General features: G+C 57.7%; 15 protein-coding genes and 1 pseudogene. 6 read left to right on the forward strand and 10 right to left on the reverse strand.

Annotation, left to right across the window (positions count from 1 at the left end):
- Positions 1–237 precede the first annotated feature (237 nt).
- The gene (locus PVA01S_RS24800; protein WP_127610412.1) at positions 238–441 is read right to left on the reverse strand and encodes a hypothetical protein; all 204 of its coding nucleotides are present in this window, start codon (positions 439–441) and stop codon (positions 238–240) included.
- Positions 442–524: 83 nt separating this feature from the next.
- Positions 525–1,079 (reverse strand): small multi-drug export protein, encoded by a 555-nt coding sequence (locus PVA01S_RS24805; protein ID WP_127610414.1) that lies wholly within the window; start codon positions 1,077–1,079, stop codon positions 525–527.
- A gap of 215 nt (positions 1,080–1,294) precedes the next feature.
- Here PVA01S_RS24805 and PVA01S_RS24810 point away from each other — a divergent pair, with 215 nt between their 5' ends.
- The 3 genes from PVA01S_RS24810 (at position 1,295) to rnhA (ending at position 4,699) form a co-directional block, all read left to right on the forward strand.
- Positions 1,295–2,146, forward strand: a complete 852-nt coding sequence (locus PVA01S_RS24810; protein WP_127610416.1) for a glycosyltransferase family 2 protein — start codon at positions 1,295–1,297, stop codon at positions 2,144–2,146.
- A 65-nt stretch (positions 2,147–2,211) separates the two neighbouring features.
- Positions 2,212–3,990 carry a DNA helicase RecQ gene (recQ, locus tag PVA01S_RS24815; protein WP_127610436.1) on the forward strand — a complete coding sequence of 593 codons (1,779 nt, stop codon included), beginning with the start codon at positions 2,212–2,214 and terminating at the stop codon, positions 3,988–3,990.
- Positions 3,991–4,033: 43 nt separating this feature from the next.
- Entirely contained in the window at positions 4,034–4,699 is a 666-nt protein-coding gene (rnhA, locus tag PVA01S_RS24820) for a ribonuclease H (RefSeq protein ID WP_127610418.1), read from the forward strand.
- A gap of 327 nt (positions 4,700–5,026) precedes the next feature.
- On the opposite strand, the gene PVA01S_RS24825 is transcribed toward rnhA, so the two are convergent.
- Positions 5,027–5,818, reverse strand: coding sequence for an AraC family transcriptional regulator (locus PVA01S_RS24825; RefSeq protein WP_054798374.1), 792 nt, complete (start codon positions 5,816–5,818; stop codon positions 5,027–5,029).
- Between the two features lie 180 nt (positions 5,819–5,998).
- Between PVA01S_RS24825 and pyk the strand changes: the two genes are divergently transcribed.
- Positions 5,999–7,417 (forward strand): pyruvate kinase, encoded by a 1,419-nt coding sequence (gene pyk, locus PVA01S_RS24830; RefSeq protein ID WP_127610420.1) that lies wholly within the window; start codon positions 5,999–6,001, stop codon positions 7,415–7,417.
- Positions 7,418–7,596: 179 nt separating this feature from the next.
- Here the strand turns inward: pyk and PVA01S_RS24835 are convergent, their stop codons facing one another.
- On the reverse strand, positions 7,597–7,869 hold the full coding sequence (locus PVA01S_RS24835; RefSeq protein WP_127610422.1) for a hypothetical protein: 273 nt from the start codon (positions 7,867–7,869) through the stop codon (positions 7,597–7,599).
- Positions 7,870–8,034: 165 nt separating this feature from the next.
- On the opposite strand from PVA01S_RS24835, the gene PVA01S_RS24840 reads away from it, so the two are divergent.
- Both PVA01S_RS24840 and PVA01S_RS27805 read left to right on the forward strand, forming a co-directional pair.
- Positions 8,035–8,778, forward strand: a complete 744-nt coding sequence (locus tag PVA01S_RS24840) for a DUF554 domain-containing protein (RefSeq protein WP_127610424.1) — start codon at positions 8,035–8,037, stop codon at positions 8,776–8,778.
- A 75-nt stretch (positions 8,779–8,853) separates the two neighbouring features.
- Positions 8,854–9,806: pseudogene (locus PVA01S_RS27805) on the forward strand (ABC transporter ATP-binding protein); the annotation flags it as partial.
- A gap of 71 nt (positions 9,807–9,877) precedes the next feature.
- Here PVA01S_RS27805 and PVA01S_RS24850 read toward each other — a convergent pair.
- The 6 genes from PVA01S_RS24850 to PVA01S_RS24875 form a co-directional block, all read right to left on the reverse strand.
- The gene (locus PVA01S_RS24850) at positions 9,878–10,525 is read right to left on the reverse strand and encodes a thiamine diphosphokinase (protein ID WP_127610426.1); all 648 of its coding nucleotides are present in this window, start codon (positions 10,523–10,525) and stop codon (positions 9,878–9,880) included.
- Between the two features lie 216 nt (positions 10,526–10,741).
- Complete coding sequence (locus PVA01S_RS24855) at positions 10,742–12,700, reverse strand: S-layer homology domain-containing protein (protein ID WP_127610428.1); 1,959 nt, start codon at positions 12,698–12,700, stop codon at positions 10,742–10,744.
- 15 nt (positions 12,701–12,715) lie between these two features.
- Positions 12,716–14,869 (reverse strand): stalk domain-containing protein, encoded by a 2,154-nt coding sequence (locus PVA01S_RS24860; RefSeq protein ID WP_127610430.1) that lies wholly within the window; start codon positions 14,867–14,869, stop codon positions 12,716–12,718.
- 211 nt (positions 14,870–15,080) lie between these two features.
- Positions 15,081–16,244: a conserved virulence factor C family protein gene (locus PVA01S_RS24865; protein WP_127610432.1), complete on the reverse strand. Its 1,164-nt coding sequence runs from the start codon at positions 16,242–16,244 to the stop codon at positions 15,081–15,083.
- A 151-nt stretch (positions 16,245–16,395) separates the two neighbouring features.
- Positions 16,396–16,986, reverse strand: a complete 591-nt coding sequence (locus tag PVA01S_RS24870; protein ID WP_054800366.1) for a guanylate kinase — start codon at positions 16,984–16,986, stop codon at positions 16,396–16,398.
- A 52-nt stretch (positions 16,987–17,038) separates the two neighbouring features.
- Complete coding sequence (locus PVA01S_RS24875) at positions 17,039–17,347, reverse strand: hypothetical protein (RefSeq protein ID WP_127610434.1); 309 nt, start codon at positions 17,345–17,347, stop codon at positions 17,039–17,041.
- Positions 17,348–17,370 lie beyond the last annotated feature (23 nt).

The following is a 17,370-nucleotide window of genomic DNA, read 5'->3' on the forward strand; positions in this document are numbered from 1 at the left end:
CGCGCGGGTTCTGCGCCTCGGCGCCCCGGCAACGGCCGACGGCGTCTCCGGCGCCTGAGCAGCCGCGTTCGCGGCCGTGGCTTCGGTCACCTGAGGCGCGTCGGAACTAACGGGCAGTTCTTTTCTTCTTCGCGGCATGGGCAAGAGCCTCCTTGGTTCATCGATAGTAAGCCTATTTTATCATAGTGCCCTTGCCGGAATATAGTGTCAGTCTGCGTCCTCCGGGATATGGAAGCTCTATTCGCCGGAATTGCCGCCGGCCAGTTCCCGTTTCGCCTTATGCAGCGCTTCGATCACCGTATCGAGCTCTTTCGGCGTCCAGTGCAGCGTCACGTAACGGGGACGGTATCCGCCGCTGCTCGTTTCCAGCATGACCGAGCTCTTCTCTTGGTCCACGACAAGCGTCAATTGCTCCGATTCAAAAATCGTCTTCCAAGCCATAACTACCATCCTCCCGGCTGTATGCTACATATGACAGATTCCGTACGGTCGCAAAATTATCCTGCATCTCATTTAAATTTAACCTAGGATTTCGGTTGAAACCAACCGATGAACTCCAGCCCGTAGACCGAGCCGACGGCGAGCAGAACCGTCCATAACGCAAGGCTGACGGTCATCCACAGCAGGACCCAGCGCGGAGAAGAGCCGAAGGTAAGCGCGAGCAAGGCGGCGATATCCGTACCGACGATGGCGGGAGCGGTCAAAGCGAGCCCCGGAATCCCGTACCGTTCCCAGATGCGTTTGGCGCGGCGGTGTTTCTTCGATTCGGCGGTTGTACCGGCTGAAGTTGGAGTTGCGGTCTCCGCTGCCGTGCCGCCTGATTGCGCGGCGGTCAAAGCGGCTTTGCGCGTTCGGCGTTTCGTTCGCCAAGCCGTGAATTGACGGAAAAACAAGGCGATCAGCAGCACGGGGATCCAATTGCCGACGAAGCCGGTGACCGCTACAGCTGTCGGATTCAACCCCCAGGCAATGCCTAGCGGCACGACCAGGAATACTTCCAGCCAGGGCGCGGCTGCAAGCAGGAACAGGGCGGCGTACTGCCAGGCCGTTCCCCATTCCGGCGCATTCATTTCCAACATGTTTTATTCCTCCTCAAACTTGCCTGTGTTTCTTTTTCTACGCGGCTAACGGACGAAGGTTCCAGGAGGAGGACGCGGAACGGGAGTAGGTTCGTCGCAGGGAAAACGGTGCCCGCAAGGGAAAGCAGCGTACGGGAAGATGTTCGGTTTTCCTTTTGCCTATTTTTCGGTATAGTGAACGTAGGATGTTTTTCTGGAAAGGCAGGGGAGCCGCTATGGAGCAACAGCCGCTCGTATCGGTCGTTACGCCGACCTACAATCGGCCGGGGACGCTCAGCGAACTGCTGGAATCGTTGAGCAGGCAAACGTATAAACGGCTGCAAATCATTGTGGTGAACGACGCCGGGGAGCCGATTGAGGAAGCGGTCGGTCTCTACCCCGAGCTCGATGTCACAATTGTGAATATGGAGAGCAACGGGAAGCATGTCGCAGCCCGGAACCGGGGGTTGTCTGAAGTCCGGGGGGCGTATATTTTGTTGTGCGACGATGACGATTTGCTGCTGCCGACGCACGTGGAGCGGATGGTGCGGGAGATCGAAGATTGCGATCTGGTTTATTCGGACGTGGAAATTTTCGACTATGTGGAGGAAGAGGGCGTCCGCCGGGCGACGAGCCGCTTTGTGTTTGCGTATGAGCATGATTTGGAGGCAATGCGCCGATGCTCGACATTCGTTTCTTCCGGCTGTCTGTATCGGCGCGAGCTGCACGACAGGCTCGGTCCGTTCGACGAGGGGGTCTATAATTACTGGGATTGGGATTTCATCTTGCGGGCATCGGCTCATTATCGGGTGAAAAGGGTGCCGGTCGCAAGCGTGCTGTATGCCTTCGGGCAAAGCGGCGGCAATATGTCGCGGGACGCCGGGTCCGATTCACGGCGCGATTATTTGAACAAGCTGTCGGTCAAGCACGGCCTGGGCGAGCTGCCGACGGAAAATTTCTTTACGCTGCTGGATAAGCCGGAGATGAAGGCGCGGCGTGCGGCCACGGACGTCTTGTGGGACGGGGAGCCGTTCGTTTCGCGTTGGGCGAGCCTGCGGCGTAAGGGCGAGGGGGAAGTTGAGGCGTGAGTTCATGGAATCCGGGTCCGGATATGCGGGTGGAGGAAATCTCCAGCATCCCGGTGTCCCGCCGTATGGCGGAGGCACGCGAGCTGCTGCGTAAATATTACGGATATCCCGATTTTCGGGAAGGGCAAAAGGCGGTTATCGCGAGCCTGCTCGAAGGGCGCGATACGCTCGGCATTATGCCGACCGGCGGCGGGAAGTCGATCTGTTACCAAATTCCCGCCCTGATGATGAGCGGGACGACGATCGTGATATCGCCGCTCATCTCGTTGATGAAGGATCAGGTGGACGGGCTCGACAGCATTGGCGTACCGGCCGCTTATATTAACAGCTCGCTGACCTATGCGCAGGTGGAAACGCGTATCCGCAAGGCGGCGCGCGGCGAATATAAGCTGCTCTATGTCGCTCCCGAGCGGCTCGAGTCGGAGCGTTTCCTCGATTTACTCGGCGAGCTGACCATTCCGATGGTCGCGGTCGACGAGGCGCATTGCGTGTCGCAGTGGGGACATGATTTTCGCCCGAGCTATATGCGGATCAGCGAGCTGGTGGCGCATCTGCCGGGGCGTCCGCAGCTGGCGGCGTTCACGGCGACGGCAACCGATCAGGTGCGTGAGGACATCGTCCGGCACCTGAAGCTGGAAGCGCCGGGGGTGTTCGTCACCGGCTTCGCCCGCGAGAACTTGTCGTTCACCGTGGTGAAGGGCGAGAACAAGCGCGACGTGCTGACCGGGTACATTCGCGCTCATGCGGGAGAAGCGGGGATCGTGTACGCGGCGACGCGCAAGGAAGTCGACCAGCTGTGCGAGTTTTTGAAAAAGCAGGGCGTGGCGGCCGGGAAATATCATGCGGGGATGACCGATAAAGAGCGCGCGGAGGCGCAGGAGCAATTTCTCTACGACGAAGTGCGCGTCATGTGCGCAAGCAATGCGTTCGGAATGGGTATCGACAAGTCGAATGTGCGGTATGTCATTCATTTCAATATGCCGAAAAACATGGAGGCTTATTACCAGGAGGCGGGCCGCGCCGGACGGGACGGGGAGCCGAGCGATTGCTTGCTGCTGTTCAGCCCGCAGGACATTCTGATCCAGAAGTTTCTGATCGAGCAGTCGGTTGCAAGTCCCGAGAGGCAGGCCCAGGAGTACCGCAGGCTGCAGCAGATGGCGGACTATTGCCATACGCCGCAATGTCTGCAGCGGTACATCGTCCGCTATTTCGGCGGGGAGCTGGAGCAGGATTGCGGACAGTGCAGCAACTGCTCAAGTCCAGATATGGAGATGACGGACATTACGCTGGAAGCGCAGCAGATTTTCTCCTGCGTACGGCGGATGCGGGAACGGTTCGGGGTGACGCTGGTCGCTTCGGTGCTCAAAGGGTCGAGGAACAAAAAGGTGCTCGATTTCGGCTTCGACGAGCTGAGCACTTATGGGTTGATGAAGCAGCGGACGGAGAAGGAAATCGTCGACCTGATCCAGCTGCTTGTCGCCGAAGGGTATTTGCAGCTGGCCGAAGGAAAGTTCCCGACCGTCAAGCTGTCGTCCAAGGCGGGCGCCGTACTGGCCGGGACGGAACGCGTCGTGCAGCGCATTCGGGTGAAACCTGCGGCGGCTGTCGTCCAGGACGCGGAGACGGAGCTGTTCGACGAGCTGCGCAAGCTGCGCTCGGAGATCGCGAAACGCGAGGGGATTCCGCCCTACATCGTTTTCCCGGACAGCACGCTGCGCGAGATGTGCGGCGTGAAGCCGACGAATCCGGCGGCCATGCTGAAGATCAAGGGCGTCGGCGAGGCGAAATTTTTCAAGTATGGGGCGTATTTTATCGAATTTTTCAAGCGGCATCTGGGGCAGTAGCGGGTAGGCCAAGGAGCGATCAGAATAGGAGGACGGTTGCAGGGTGGCGAAATCGAAATTTTATGTCGTCTGGGAAGGCAAGCAGCCCGGCGTTTACAAGACGTGGGCGGAATGCCAGGCGCAGACGAACGGATATCCGCAAGCGAAGTTCAAGTCTTACGAGAGCGAGGAAGAAGCGCGCAAGATGTTCGTAGCCGGCTGGAAGAAGGCGTTCAGCACGGCGGCGAAAGCGGCTTCGTCTGCAGGAGGCAAGGGCGGCAGCCGGGCATCCGGAGACGCAGTGGGAGCTGACGACGTCGGCGTGCCCGACCTCGACAGCCTGTCGGTCGACGTCGGCTGCAGCGGCAACCCCGGCATTGTGGAGTATAAAGGCGTATACACGCGCACAGGGGAGATCGTGTTTCAACACCCGCCGATCTCGAAAGGCACCAATAACATGGGCGAGTTTCTCGCGATTGTGCACGGGCTCGCCCATTTGAAGAAAATCGGCAGCGCTATGACGATCTACAGCGACTCGATGACGGCGATCAGTTGGGTGCGCAAGAAGGCGGCTGCCTCCACGCTGCCGCGCGACGCGTCGACCCGGGAAATTTGGGAGCTGGTTGACCGTGCGGAAGCTTGGCTGCGCAACAATACGTATTCGAATCCGATTGTGAAGTGGAATACGAAGGCGTGGGGCGAGATTAAGGCGGACTACGGGCGGAAGTAATGAGTTTAGGCTGACTCCAGCGCTCGCAAATCAAGCCCAATAGCGGAACGAGGGTGCTTTATTTTGCACTTGCGAGCCTAGTTAGAAAAATAGCGGAACCACGAGGTCTTATTTGTCTCTTTCCAGGGCGATCGCCGGGAAGGGGGAATAGCGCATCGGTGTTCCGCTATTTGTTTTGTCTGCGCGAGAAGCAGGTAACGAAAGTGAATCGTTGTACCAGCGCGCGCTATTGCGCTCGCACTGTCTCAGTCAGCCATCCATCCGAGTCGCTTGCCCAGACTGCTGCAGCCAGCCAACCGAGTCGCGAGCCTCGGCTGCCGCCTGCGCTTATTGCAGCGGTTCCACGCGCTCTTTCATATACACCGACGGCGAGGCGCCGGTCAACCGACGGAACGTGCGGTGGAAATACGACGTGTCGCAGTAACCTAAGTAGTCGGCGATATCGCCGACGGTCAGCTGTGAATGGCGCAGCATGTAGATCGCCGTCTTGATGCGCATCGCGTGCACGTAATCACTGATGGTTTGCCCCGTTGTCAGGCGGAATAGGGTGGCTGCATAGTTGGGACTCTTGCCGATGGCGGCGGCGAGCTCGTCTTTGGTCACCTTTTCGCGGTAATGGTTCTTGATGTAAGCTTTCATCGCTTCGGCCTGGCGATGCTTGACGGAGGAACGCGGTCCGTGATCCCATTCGCGGTTGAGACGGGTCAGCATTTCGAGCAGCAGCGCGTGGCCCATCGCTTCGCGGTAAGGGAACTGCTCTGTCCACTCCTCCCACATCGTCTGGATACGGCCGAGCAGCAGGTCGGCTTGTGTCGAACGCAGGTGCAAGGGATGGGTGACCGCGGTGATCGGCAGCGCCAAACCGGTTTCAGTCGAGACGGCGAACGTTATGACGTATTTCTCGTGAGATAACGACGGGATGCTTTTACCGTAAAAGCTTGTTCCCGCCGGGATCAGGAGCACATCGCCTTTCTCCAGCAGCACCTTCTCGCCTTCAAGCCAATACACACACTTGCCGTAACCGACCAGAATAAAGGACCATAAGGCGTTTTCTTGTCCGCTTTCTTCAAACCAGGGCATCGTGCCGGCGTGGCGGGAGACCGATTTTACGCTTAACATGGGACGAACCTCCGTCTAATTGTGAATCGTGAGCCGCTTTTTCCCCATGTGGAAGGTGCACGACTACACGCAAAAAGATGATACTATAATACACTTAGCGTACTATAATTCATAGTCACTTTCGAATGAGAGGGGTACAATGGCATCGACAATGTGAGCTTGATGCGGAGGGTATGAACGATGCCGAAGACAAAAATTGTATGTACGATGGGACCTGCCTGTGATCATGTCCCGATGTTGAAGCAAATGATTGAGGCGGGGATGAACGTAGCCCGCTTGAATATGGCGCACGGCGATTTGGACGAGCAGCGGGGGCGCATCGCGAAGGTGCGCCAGGCCGAACGGGAAACCGGGAAGCCGGTGGCGATTCTGTTGGATATTAAAGGTCCGGAAATTCGCATAGGCAAATTAAAGGACAGCTCTTATATGCTGGAAACGGGCGGGCGCTTGACGCTGACGACCGAGCCCATCGAAGGCGACGCACGGCGGATCGCGGTGAATTATGCCGAGCTGACGAAGGATGTAGGTCCGGGCTCGCGCATTTTGCTTGACGACGGGCTGATCGAGTTGAACGTGGAGTCGGTCGAAGGGACCGAGATTCATACCCGGATTATGAACGGGGGCGTCATCAAACCGCGCAAGGGCGTAAATTTGCCGGGGACGCATACGTCGCTGCCGGGGGTAACGGATCGGGACATCGAGCATATTCGCTTCGGTGTGGAGGAGGGCGTGGACATTATCGCCGCCTCCTTCGTGCGGAAGGCCGAGGATGTGTTGGAAATTCGCCGTTTGCTGGAGGAGCAGGGAGCGGGGCATATTCAGATCATCTCGAAGATCGAGAACGAAGAAGGCGTCAGTGAATTGGATGCCATTCTCGCGGTCTCGGACGGGTTGATGGTGGCGCGCGGGGATCTCGGTGTCGAGGTGCCGGTGGAGGACGTGCCTCATATCCAGAAGATGATGATTCAAAAATGCAATATCGCCGGCAAGCCCGTCATCACCGCGACTCATATGCTGGACTCGATGCAGTCCAATCCCCGTCCGACGCGGGCGGAAGCGAGCGACGTCGCCAACGCCGTGCTTGACGGCACCGATGCGATCATGCTGTCCGGGGAGACGGCAGCCGGGAAATATCCGCTGGAATCGGTGCGGACGATGGCGTCGATCGCGCAGCGGATGGAAGCGTCGATCGATTATCGCGAGCAGTTCATCAAGCGGACGGCGCTCCATAGGACGGACGTGACAGAAGTGATCAGCCAAGCGGTCGTCAGCTCGTCGCTGGAGCTGGACGCAAAGGCGATCATCACGCCGACGGAAAGCGGCTTTACCGCGCGGATGGTATCGAAGTACCGCCCGAAGGCGCCGATCGTCGCCGTAGCGCCCAACGAGCAAATCCTGCGCCGGCTCAGCTTGGTATGGGGCGTGACGCCGGTGCAAGGTTATGAAGTAGCGTCGACGGACGAGATGTTCGAGTCAGCCATTCGCCACGGCAAGCAGTCGGGCGTCGTGCAGCCGGACGAGCTTGTGATCGTGTCCGCCGGCGTGCCGATCGGCAAGTCCGGATCGACGAACTTGATCAAAATCATGCACGCCGAGTAAAGCGGAATAAGGATAGCGCCGCTCCTGTGAAGGAGGGCGCTATTTTCGTGGTCGTGAAAGCACGGAGAACATCAAGCGGACGAATCGGGTTTCCCTGCAGCCGCAGCCGGCCGACAACGCCAAAACCGCCTACGGCACCATGTGCCGGGCGGTTCCTTGGCTGCGCCAGTCTATGTTGCTCACTCCGGTCTCGGCCGTTCCTTCGCTTCCTTCGTGCCGAAGTCCAGATGCATGCGCTTTTCCGTGTTGGCCTTGTTGTCCTTGTACATTTCGTTCTCCTGGCTTTCCAGCGCAAGGCTGGTCAGTTTCCATTCCGTCTGGCCGTTCACTGGATCAAATGGAAACTCGTCGCCGCGCTTTAACGTTTCCTCGCGTCCCCATTCGTTCTCATAGATGCCGTCGGTCTCCACTTCTTCGCCCGAAACGGGCTCCATTCTTTTGTCTTCCGCCATAATTGCCAAAACCCTCCTTATACCTGATTCGGTCGTTAGTATACCCCCGCCCGCAAGGAAGTATGTCCATAGGAGACGGTCTTAACCCGAGGCTATTGTGCCCGGGCCCGAGCCGAGGTATGATGGTTCCATTCTTAAACTTAGAAGGGATTGTGCGGACGGGATATGGCTTTATGGGGGACGATAGTGAACGCGGCGTCGATAGTCGCAGGCAGCTTGCTGGGCATCGGAATAGGCCGGATGAGCGAAAGCGTGAAGCAGACGCTGATGCACGGCATCGGGCTGGCGCTGGTGGTGCTTGGCTTGTCGATGGCACTGAAATCGGACAATTTTCTGCTGATCGTGATCAGTCTGACGATCGGCGGGTTAATCGGCGAAGGGCTGCGTCTGGAGCGTAGGCTGCAGCAGCTTGGCCAGGCGCTGGAGCGGGCGGTGTACGCGGCGGAGAGCCGGCTGCCATCCCGGCGGCGGGGCGGGGAACGGCCGAAGGGGCGCCTTGCGGCCGGATTTGTGAACGCGACGCTGGTGTATGGCATCGGGGCGATGGCGATTCTCGGCTCGCTGGACAGCGGGCTGCGCGGCGACCACGTCATTTTGTACACGAAGGGGCTGATGGACGGCCTGCTGTCGGTTGTTTTCGCCTCGACGATGGGCATCGGAGTGTTGTTCTCCTCGCTGCCGATTTTCGTCTACCAAGGATCGATCGCGCTCGGCGCATCATGGATAGCATCGCTGCTGGATAAGGTTCTGCTGAATGAGATCATCGTGCAGTTGACCGCGGTCGGCGGCGTGCTGATCATCGGGGTCGGTATAAATTTGCTCGAGCTGCGCCGTATCCAAGTGGCCAATTTGCTGCCTGCCTTCATGGTTGCGGCGGCGGCGGTCGTAGTGCTGGGCGCGTTCCAATGACCCGAGCCTGAGGCGGGACTGAGCCGGGAGGCGGCAACTTTTTCAAATAAAACGGTGGAGTATCAACCAAAATTCGGGGTGTTTTACGCGTTTATCGATTACCTGGGGCGCTTTTTCCAGCCGATTATCGGAATCTTCGACCCATTGATGAACGCTCAGCGCGCCGTCGTATCGGCGGAGAAGGTGTTCCATCTGCTCGATCTCGAAGGCGGCGAACCGGTGCGCGTCGAAGAGACGGACCGGCCTGCAGACACGTCGTGTTCGACAATGTCTCCTTCGCCTACAAATCGGGGGGAGCCGGTGCTGAAGGGCATTCCATTCGAAGCGAGAAAGGGAGAAACCGTCGCGCTGGTCGGGCACACCGGATCGGGCAAAAGCTCGATCATGAATCTGCTGCTCGGCTTCTACGAGCCGTCGGGCGGTGAAATCCGGATCGACGGCCGCGAAATCGGCACGTTGTCCAAGCAGGCGCTGCGCAAGCATATGGGCATCGTGCTGCAGGACCCGTTCCTGTTCGCCGGGGACATTAAGTTCAACGTAAAGCTTGTACAACGATAAGATTACCCCCGGAGCAGGTGCGTAAGGCGCTTGCCGATGTCGGAGCCGCGCCGTTCATCGAGCAGCTTCCCGGCGGGTACGACGAACCCGTAGTAGAGCGAGGCAGCACGCTGTCGGCGGGACAGCGCCGGCTCATCTCGTTCGCGCGGGCGCTCGCTTTCGACCCGGCGATTCTTATCCTCGACGAGGCGACGGCCAGCATCGACAGCGAAGCCGAAGGGCTGATCCAGGAAGCGCTGCGCGTCGTCAGCGAAGGCCGGACGACGTTCGTCATCGCACACCGGCTGTCGACGATACGCGAGGCGGACCAAATCCTTGTGCTGAACAAGGGCGAGATCGCCGAACACGGCAATCACGAGGAACTGATGAAGCTGCAGGGCCGGTATTACCGGATGTACCAGCTGCAATCGGGCGCCGCAACGGGTGCGGCGCGGCCCCGGGCGGCAGGAGCTGAACCGACGACGTCGTAGGGCAGAAGCGTACGTAACAGAAGAAGCCCCCCTTTTTGAATGTAAAGGGAGGCTTTTTTTCGTAACTACGGCTAGTCCATACTTTGAATCGCAAGCAGCAGCCCGTCGCGAAGGCGGATTGTTCCTGTTTGTTCCAGCAAGACATTGCTGATGCCTAGCGATTGCCCAATGGTGAGCGTCGCGTCAAGCAGCGGATATTGAAAGCCGTTCAGCGTAATGCCCGTCACCTCGAGACTGAGCGGCAGCAGCGAGACGTAGGTATGGCGCGTGCGGGCGAGCGTCAGCGGCATGGAGCCGTCGACGAGGTGCAGCTCGTTCGTTTCGTCGACGATGCGGCCGCGCACACCGGCTTCAAGCAGTACGCGCAGCAGGTGGATATTGGCCAGCGAATGGTCCCACCGCGATCCCAGCACGCCAAGCAGCACGACTTCGTCGGGCTTAGGGTCTTGTTGGGCGAGAACCCAGCGCAAGGCCATCTCCGTGTCCGTCCAGTCCTTCGCAATCGGGTCGCAAGCCTCAAACCGCCTGCTGCCTGTCCGGATGCGCATCAACTCCCCGGCGCTAACCGAGTCAAAGTCGCCTAGGGCCATATCCGGGCTAAACCCGCGATCTACCAGAAACAGGGCGCCCCGGTCCGCGCCGACCAGCACATCGCCTTCGCGTAATTCCGCGAGGGCCCAATCGCCGAGCTGCCCTCCGGAGCAAATGACATAACGCATTCATTTACCTCCTATATGATTTCCCCTAAAATTACGCCAAGCGTAGCGTTCTCTTCCGAATTCGTCAAGCCAAGCGTAAATCGGAGCTGTGATGAAGAGCAAGGACATTAATATCAATAATCATTAATCAGCTATAGTATAATCATTAATCTGCTAAAGTAAGGACACGCATGCCGATGAGAAAACCGCCTATGTCAGATAGGCGGTGATAGGCTGTCAGGAGGCAGCTTTGTTGATCAGGCGCAGCAGCACGACGATCGCTTCCGCACGGGTGGCGGATGCCTTCGGATGAAAAGCGCCGTCGGGAGAGCCGTTCATAAGACCGACGGCGTCTGCCAATCGAATGCTGCGGGCGGCCCATGGCGAGGCACTCGCTTCATCGCTGAACTTCGATGCTGACGGCAAAAGAATGTCGTTCAGCCTGATTTTCGTTCGGAAGCTGTACGCGCGCATCAGCATCGCCGCCATCTGCTCGCGTGTGATCGTTGCTTGCGGCGCGAAGGTGGCTTCGTCGATGCCTTCGATGAACCCGGCGGCCGCCGCTTTGCCAAGCTCGTAGCGATACCAGGCATCGCCGGGCACATCGGCGAACGAAAGGGTCCGGAGCTCCTGCAGCTCCATGGAGCGCGCCAGCAGCGCCGCGAACTCCGCACGCGTCACGGGCGCATCGGGCTCGAACTTGCCGTCGCCGACCCCGCTTGCGATGCGCTTGGTCGTCATGATCTCGATGCTGCTTTCCGCCCAATGCCCGGTCGTATCGCTGAATGACCGATCCTCGCCCATGACAGCGAAGAGGCCGAACGTATCGGAGCGGAACTCGTACCTGTTGCCGGGCTTCAGCTCGCCCCCGAGAAACTGCCAACGCTTCGAAGCTTCGTCATACCGGTAGGCCGCCAGCGAAGAAGCGTTGCGAACTTTCGCCGGATTCAGCTCCAGCGCGATATCAAGCGGATGGGATAACTGCGCCGTATAAGTACCGAACGACTCGCAGGTCAAGAGGAACGCGGCCGCCGCGTAACTGGCCGTCTGAGGCTTCTGCTCCCACTCCGTGCGACCGGATAATTCCAGCTTCCTCGAGGAGAGCCGGGCTCCGGTATCCTTCGAAGCGGAGGGAACCGGACCCGGCTTAAGCACGACGTCCAGATCGTTCATGATCACATCCAGCGCCTTCCCGTTATCGCCGGCGGCTTTCCATAGATCGGGGGCCAGCTTGACCTCCAGCACGTGATGGTATTGGCCGCTCGCCGCATCGATAAAAACAAGCGGTTCATTCTTGGCCTCCAGAGCTGCTGCGTAAGGGTCCTTGACAATCTCGACTACGGCTTTGACTTGACCGTTCTGTTCCTTCAGCGTCTCCGTATTCGGCTTCGCAACCGGACTCGTGTTGTAGAAGCCGCTGTGTCCGGTTGGGGTTGATTTGACAAGGTTTTCGGCGCGTTTGATCGTGATGGTGTAAGTTTTCGAGCCGCCTGCTTGGGCGGAAACGATGACATTTAGCGTATTGGCAGTCCCGACTTCCAGAGGTGCATCGTTCGTATAAAGACCTCCGCTCGGCGTTGCCGTACCGTTAAACGATAATCGCGAGGAGGCGTCTTCCGTCCTGGCGATAGCGGTATAAAACTTAACAGGATGATCGACATACAGGGTATATTGGGTCACGCTGGGGTCGAAGGACGGATACAAGCGTCCCGTACTGAAAGATAGCGACTTTAAATTTCTTTCGCTGGAAGGAACACCTCGTATGATGTTCAGCCGATAGATCGAAATATCCCCGTCAAGAGCCGTTACGACGATCTCAAAGTAATTATTGCCGACGCTCAACGCGTTTTGGTTGCGAAATACGTTCGTGTTTTTTAACCAAAACGTATTGACCGATAAAGACGTGTTCGGGTCTCGCGGAATCACTTCCACTTCCACAAAGTCGGTTTCATAAGGCGCATGCAATAGGTAGTCATATTGCTCGGGACTAAAGGAAGGCTGCAGCGCCCCCGCACTGAACCTCAGACCGGCAAGCTTGCTGCTGTAGGTGCTTCCGCTCACGGTTGTTAATGCGGCTTCCTGCTGACTGGAAGCTGATGGAGCTCCCGAACCTGGATGTTCTTCGGCGCGGGCCCCTTCGCCATAAGCGCCTAGAAACAAAATCAACGCGAATAATACCCAGAAATGCTTTGGCAAGCCGGAAGTCCTCCTTTACTCCGTATCCTTTAATTCGTTTAAATATTGGCTTAAGGTCTTGTCTTCGCGAAATTCGCCTTGATAATAGACCGTTCCCTCGCTGTAAAGCTTGCCGAAGCCGTGTTTCAAGTCGTTTTTATAGTTTCCTTCATAGGAGAGATCTCCAAACTCGGTGTAAGCTCTACCGAAGCCGTCTTTCTTCCCGTCTTTAAAATTTCCCTGATAACGCAGCGTGCCGTGCATGTCGTAGATGCTGCCTTGTCCGTTCTTGAGATCGGCTGCGTATTTCCCGACATGCTTCATACCGTTCTCGTAGCCGGTGCCGTCGCCGCTGCGCAAGCCTTGAGCGAAACCTCCCTCGTACACGAGGGTATTGTTCTCATACAGCTTGCCCTTCCCCTCGCGCACACCCGCCTTGAAATCTCCTTCATACACAAGCCAAGCCGTTCCTTGCTCCTTGTCGAGCGATTTCGGACCGCTATCGTTCTTATAATCGTGAAGCATCAGGACGGAGCCCACGCCGTCGGGGACCCCTTGTTTGAAATTCCCGTAATATTTGTAAACAGCCGTCTGCTCCGCAAGCTTGCCCGCGATATAGCGTCCTTCATACATGAGGAGCGAGGCTTGGCCTTCGAAGGAAGCTCCTGTAAACGCTTTGTCGTACGTATACGAACGTCCGATACCGCTTTTCTCGTTATGGTTCCATTCGCCGTCATAGACGAGCACGCCGTTCTCGTAACCGCGGCCCTGTCCCTGACGCAAGCCGTTTACGACTTGCCCTTCGTAGACGGGAGCTTCCTGCTCGTCGTAATATTTCCCCATCCCTGTCATCTCCCCAAGCACGAACTGACCCTCATAATACGTACGGTAGGCGTAAAGCGTCCCCCGTCCTGAAGCTGGCTGCAGCCCTCCTTGTTTGCTTAACTTACCGGTTCCGTTCGGGATTCCTTCGGTTGTGACGTCTCCGGAGTAGATCAGCTTTTGCCCCTCCATGGTTTTAACATCGTTTCGGTAGCGAACCTCCGTCATTTCCGTCGCTGGTTTTGAGGTTTTGGTCAGCTCACCCTTATCATTAGGCTCATACCAATCCAGATTTCCGATCCGGTAAGCATAGCCGCTTCCGTGTTTGCGGTCCTCGCTCCATTGGCCGACGTAAGCCAGCTTACCGTCCGGGGTATAGGATCTGCCCGTACCGGAGCGGAGGTTGTTATTCCATTGGCCGTCGTACGATTTCTTGTTGGCCTCGTCGTAGCTGACGCCATAGCCGTGTCTACGGTTTTGGCGGACTTCACCGGAATAAATCATGGTGCCTTTGGCGTTGAAAATCTCCCCGTGTCCTTCCATCAAACCGTTTACCCATTCTCCCCGGTAGCGGATGACGGTGCGGGCATCGTAGAAGCTGCCTTGCCCTGTCTGATGCCCGTTCCGGAATTCTCCGATGTAGGAAGAGCCGTCCGGGTAATAGAAGGTGGCTTGACCGTGAGGTTTGTTCTTGACGAACCCGCCTTCGTACTGGAGGCGGCCATCGGTGTACAGCTTGCCGTAACCGTTCATTTGGTTCGTGTCGAATTCGCCCTCATACCACAGGACGCCGTCCACGAAAAGCTGGCCGAAGCCGTGCCGCAGGCCGTCTTTCGTTTCGCCTTCATAGCTAAGCCGCGTATAGCCATAGCTGAGCGTTTCTGAAATGGAGGCGGCGAGCGTCGATTTCACATATAAAGTAGCGGTGAGCGGACTCCACACGAGGTGTTGTCCGAGCGCTTCGGCAACCGGCTGTACGGGCAACCAAGTCGAGCCGTCCCGGATCAAGGAGGCATCGTCGAAGTTGAATACGTACCCGTCGATCAGCCAGGTTGTGCTGCCCGGTTTGTGGAGGACGGTTTGGCCCTCGATCGCAGCTTGAAGCGACTGTTCCTCGCTGTTCCAGGTAAGGTCATAGCCGAGTCGGGACAGAACAAGACGGGCGGGGGCGTATAAAGTGTTCCCGTGTAATCCCCCCCATAGAAAGGGCGTGTCGGCGGTCACGACGCTGCCGTTAATGACCAATTGGGGGGATGGAGCGACGGGGGCGGCGTAGGCGTGCCCGAAGTTGACGGTAAGGCCGAAGACGTCAAGGGGTGAAATGACAACGGCGGCGGTTAACGATAGGACGGCAATCGTTTTGCGCAAGAAACTCTCTCCTTATTCTAGCAAGTCAATAGTTAGGTCGAAGGGATGTAGTACTGATTCTGTAGACATGGTTCTAAAGTCCGGTATGGGACTATTATATCAGCTATCAGCATTATAGAGTACGAAAGATTCCGGCATCGACTCTTTCCGGCGCAGCTGCAAAAATCCCCGTAAATCGTTACGATTCACGGGGATTATCGGGTAAGAAATGTCAGGTCTCGTTGCGACGCGTCATCTGCTGCCAGACGGAGCCCTCGGCGGCATGACCGCCTTCGATGCGTTCAAGCGCCATTCGGGCTTGCATGCGCACCTCGAATTCAGGATCGTCGGCTGCCGCCGCAAGAGCGGGCAATGCGCGTTCGTCGCCGACCTCATACAAGAAACGCGCCGCCCGCCAACGCACCAATTTGTTCGAGTCGCGCAAGGCGCCGATCATCGCATCCTGCGCAGCCGGATCGCCGAGATCGGATAAAGTATCGCCCGCGGTTCGTCTTACGGAAGGGGAAGCATCCTTAAGCGCCTGGTACAAATAGGGAAGCACGGATTCGTCCTTCAGGTCGCCTAAATAAACGGTCGCGAGACGACGGATAGCCGTTTGTTCATCCCGCAGCGCGAGAACCAGCAACGGCAGTGTGTCTGCGCCCGGTTTGATTTGTTGCAGGGCCGCATAGCGCTGCTTCCAATCCTCCGATTTCAACTGCCGCTCCGTTTCTGCAAAAGAAAGCGTTCTTCTCGCGGCCGCGGCTACTTCTTGCGCGCCTTCGGCGACGGGGCCTAGCGCGGCTTTGGCGACAAGCTCTTCCAGACGTGCGTCGTCGTAAGAAGCGTCGATTTCCTGCACGATGTCTTCCAGCACGTCGGCCAGTTCACCGTAGCGCGTATCCCAGTCTTCAAGGGAGCGTTCTTTAATGAGATTCGGAGAAGCCGAAGCGGCCCGAATCGCCGCTTGAGAGAATCGTTCGGGCAAGGCCGCGCGTTTCTCTTCTCCGCCTGCCGATACGCGGATTTGCAGCGGAATGCCGCGAAAGTGCTGCAGCTTCACCGCAACTTCTCCATAAGACGTATCCGGAGAAGACGAAGTATCGACAGAAGCGAGCTCCGACCCGGCGCCGGGCGTAACTTCGCCCAGAAGCGCCCGGACATTCTCCAGGATTTGCTGCCAATCGCCTTTAGGGGTCCGGTCCAGAGCGATAAAGTCGCTGGCGCGGTATAGACCTCGGACGCCGTCGATCGCCAACAGCCGGTTATAAGGCTCCGGCGCAGTTGCAGCTTGATCTTTCGTATACGTCTGGCGTACGGACTCGGGCAATTTCTCCGAAACCGTTATTTTCATCGTGTTGGGACTTGGCGTCGGTTCGATAAATAAGATAGTCATGATGGGGAGGCCTCCTCATGCGTAATGCTTAAAAAAGACCGCTGACCCCGTATCCGGGTCATCGGTCTTTCTTAATATAGCAAGCTGGAACGCGAAAGTATCTTCTTTAAGGGCTCCGACCAGGAGCTTTTCTTAATTACGGTACTACCGGTTAATCCAGATCGAGCAAGTTGCGTTTTAAATAAGTCTCATCCAGCGTTTTGGTTAAGTCGAACACAGTATGCGCCAGGTCCAGATTCTCGAAAACGTGCTCACAGGAGTCTTTATAAGCCATTTCTTCATCATAGTGGGACATGTAGCGCTTGATGAGTTCAGGAGAATCTCCACGCTCTTGCTCACGGCGTTCGACCGTCTCGCGGTCGGCGTAAATGAAGATACGGACGATCTTGTCACCGTAAATCTTCTTCAACGCTTCCGCGCCAAACCGGTTAAGCACGAGGTAAACGGCACCGAATTTTTGCAGCTGTTCCGCGACGTCGGCCTCTTTAATCCCGTACCGGTTGCCGTCGATCTCGACGACCTCGATGAATTCGTTGTTGGCTTCAGCCGCTGCGAAAGTTTCACTCGAAACGAAGTGATAGTCCTGGCCGTCCATTTCGGACGGTCGGGGAGGGCGGGTCGTGTAGGAAATGACCTGCTTGATCCCTAGCGTATTGCCTGACATTTGAGCTACCGTTCTTCGACCGGCGCCGTTAGGGCCCGTAAAAACAAAAATGAGTTCTTTGTCTTTCAGTTCGTACATGGAAAACCTCCTTCGTTAGTGAAGTGCAGTTTCTTTCCGATTACCTCATATTTCATATTACATGACTTCCGATCTGAGGTAAAGGTTGGTCACCGGCGGCGCGTCCATTAACGCCCGCGCCGTCCCGGCTTCGCCCCGCTGCGCCCGCCGCTTCGCTGCGCTCCGGCTCTGGCGCCGGCCTCGCCGGCGTTCCTGCGCCCGCTGCCCCGCTGCGCTCCGGCGCTGGCATCGGCCGCTCCGCCGCGGCCCTGCCTGCTAGCTCGCTGCCCTTGGGCTTCCTCGCGTTCCATCGCGTCGCCGCCAAAGGCAGACGCTCCGCCGCGTCGACCTTGTGCGCCCCGCGCGCTGCGTCCCGGGGCATCAGCCCGCCCGCGCCCGCCGCGT

Origin of the sequence: Paenibacillus validus NBRC 15382 (assembly GCF_004000985.1) — a bacterium.
Taxonomy (GTDB): Bacteria; Bacillota; Bacilli; order Paenibacillales; family NBRC-103111; genus Paenibacillus_G; species Paenibacillus_G validus.

Bases quoted from the DNA above. Each gene is read 5' to 3' on its own strand.
- PVA01S_RS24800 (WP_127610412.1), bottom strand. From the start codon at position 441: ATGGCTTGGAAGACGATTTTTGAATCGGAGCAATTGACGCTTGTCGTG.
- PVA01S_RS24805 (WP_127610414.1), bottom strand. From the start codon at position 1,079: ATGTTGGAAATGAATGCGCCGGAATGGGGAACGGCCTGGCAGTACGCC.
- PVA01S_RS24810 (WP_127610416.1), top strand. From the start codon at position 1,295: ATGGAGCAACAGCCGCTCGTATCGGTCGTTACGCCGACCTACAATCGG.
- recQ (WP_127610436.1), top strand. From the start codon at position 2,212: ATGGCGGAGGCACGCGAGCTGCTGCGTAAATATTACGGATATCCCGAT.
- PVA01S_RS24825 (WP_054798374.1), bottom strand. From the start codon at position 5,818: ATGTTAAGCGTAAAATCGGTCTCCCGCCACGCCGGCACGATGCCCTGG.
- pyk (WP_127610420.1), top strand. From the start codon at position 5,999: ATGCCGAAGACAAAAATTGTATGTACGATGGGACCTGCCTGTGATCAT.
- PVA01S_RS24835 (WP_127610422.1), bottom strand. From the start codon at position 7,869: ATGGCGGAAGACAAAAGAATGGAGCCCGTTTCGGGCGAAGAAGTGGAG.
- PVA01S_RS24840 (WP_127610424.1), top strand. From the start codon at position 8,035: ATGGCTTTATGGGGGACGATAGTGAACGCGGCGTCGATAGTCGCAGGC.
- PVA01S_RS24850 (WP_127610426.1), bottom strand. From the start codon at position 10,525: ATGCGTTATGTCATTTGCTCCGGAGGGCAGCTCGGCGATTGGGCCCTC.
- PVA01S_RS24865 (WP_127610432.1), bottom strand. From the start codon at position 16,244: ATGACTATCTTATTTATCGAACCGACGCCAAGTCCCAACACGATGAAA.
- PVA01S_RS24870 (WP_054800366.1), bottom strand. From the start codon at position 16,986: ATGTACGAACTGAAAGACAAAGAACTCATTTTTGTTTTTACGGGCCCT.
- PVA01S_RS24875 (WP_127610434.1), bottom strand. From the start codon at position 17,347: ATGCCCCGGGACGCAGCGCGCGGGGCGCACAAGGTCGACGCGGCGGAG.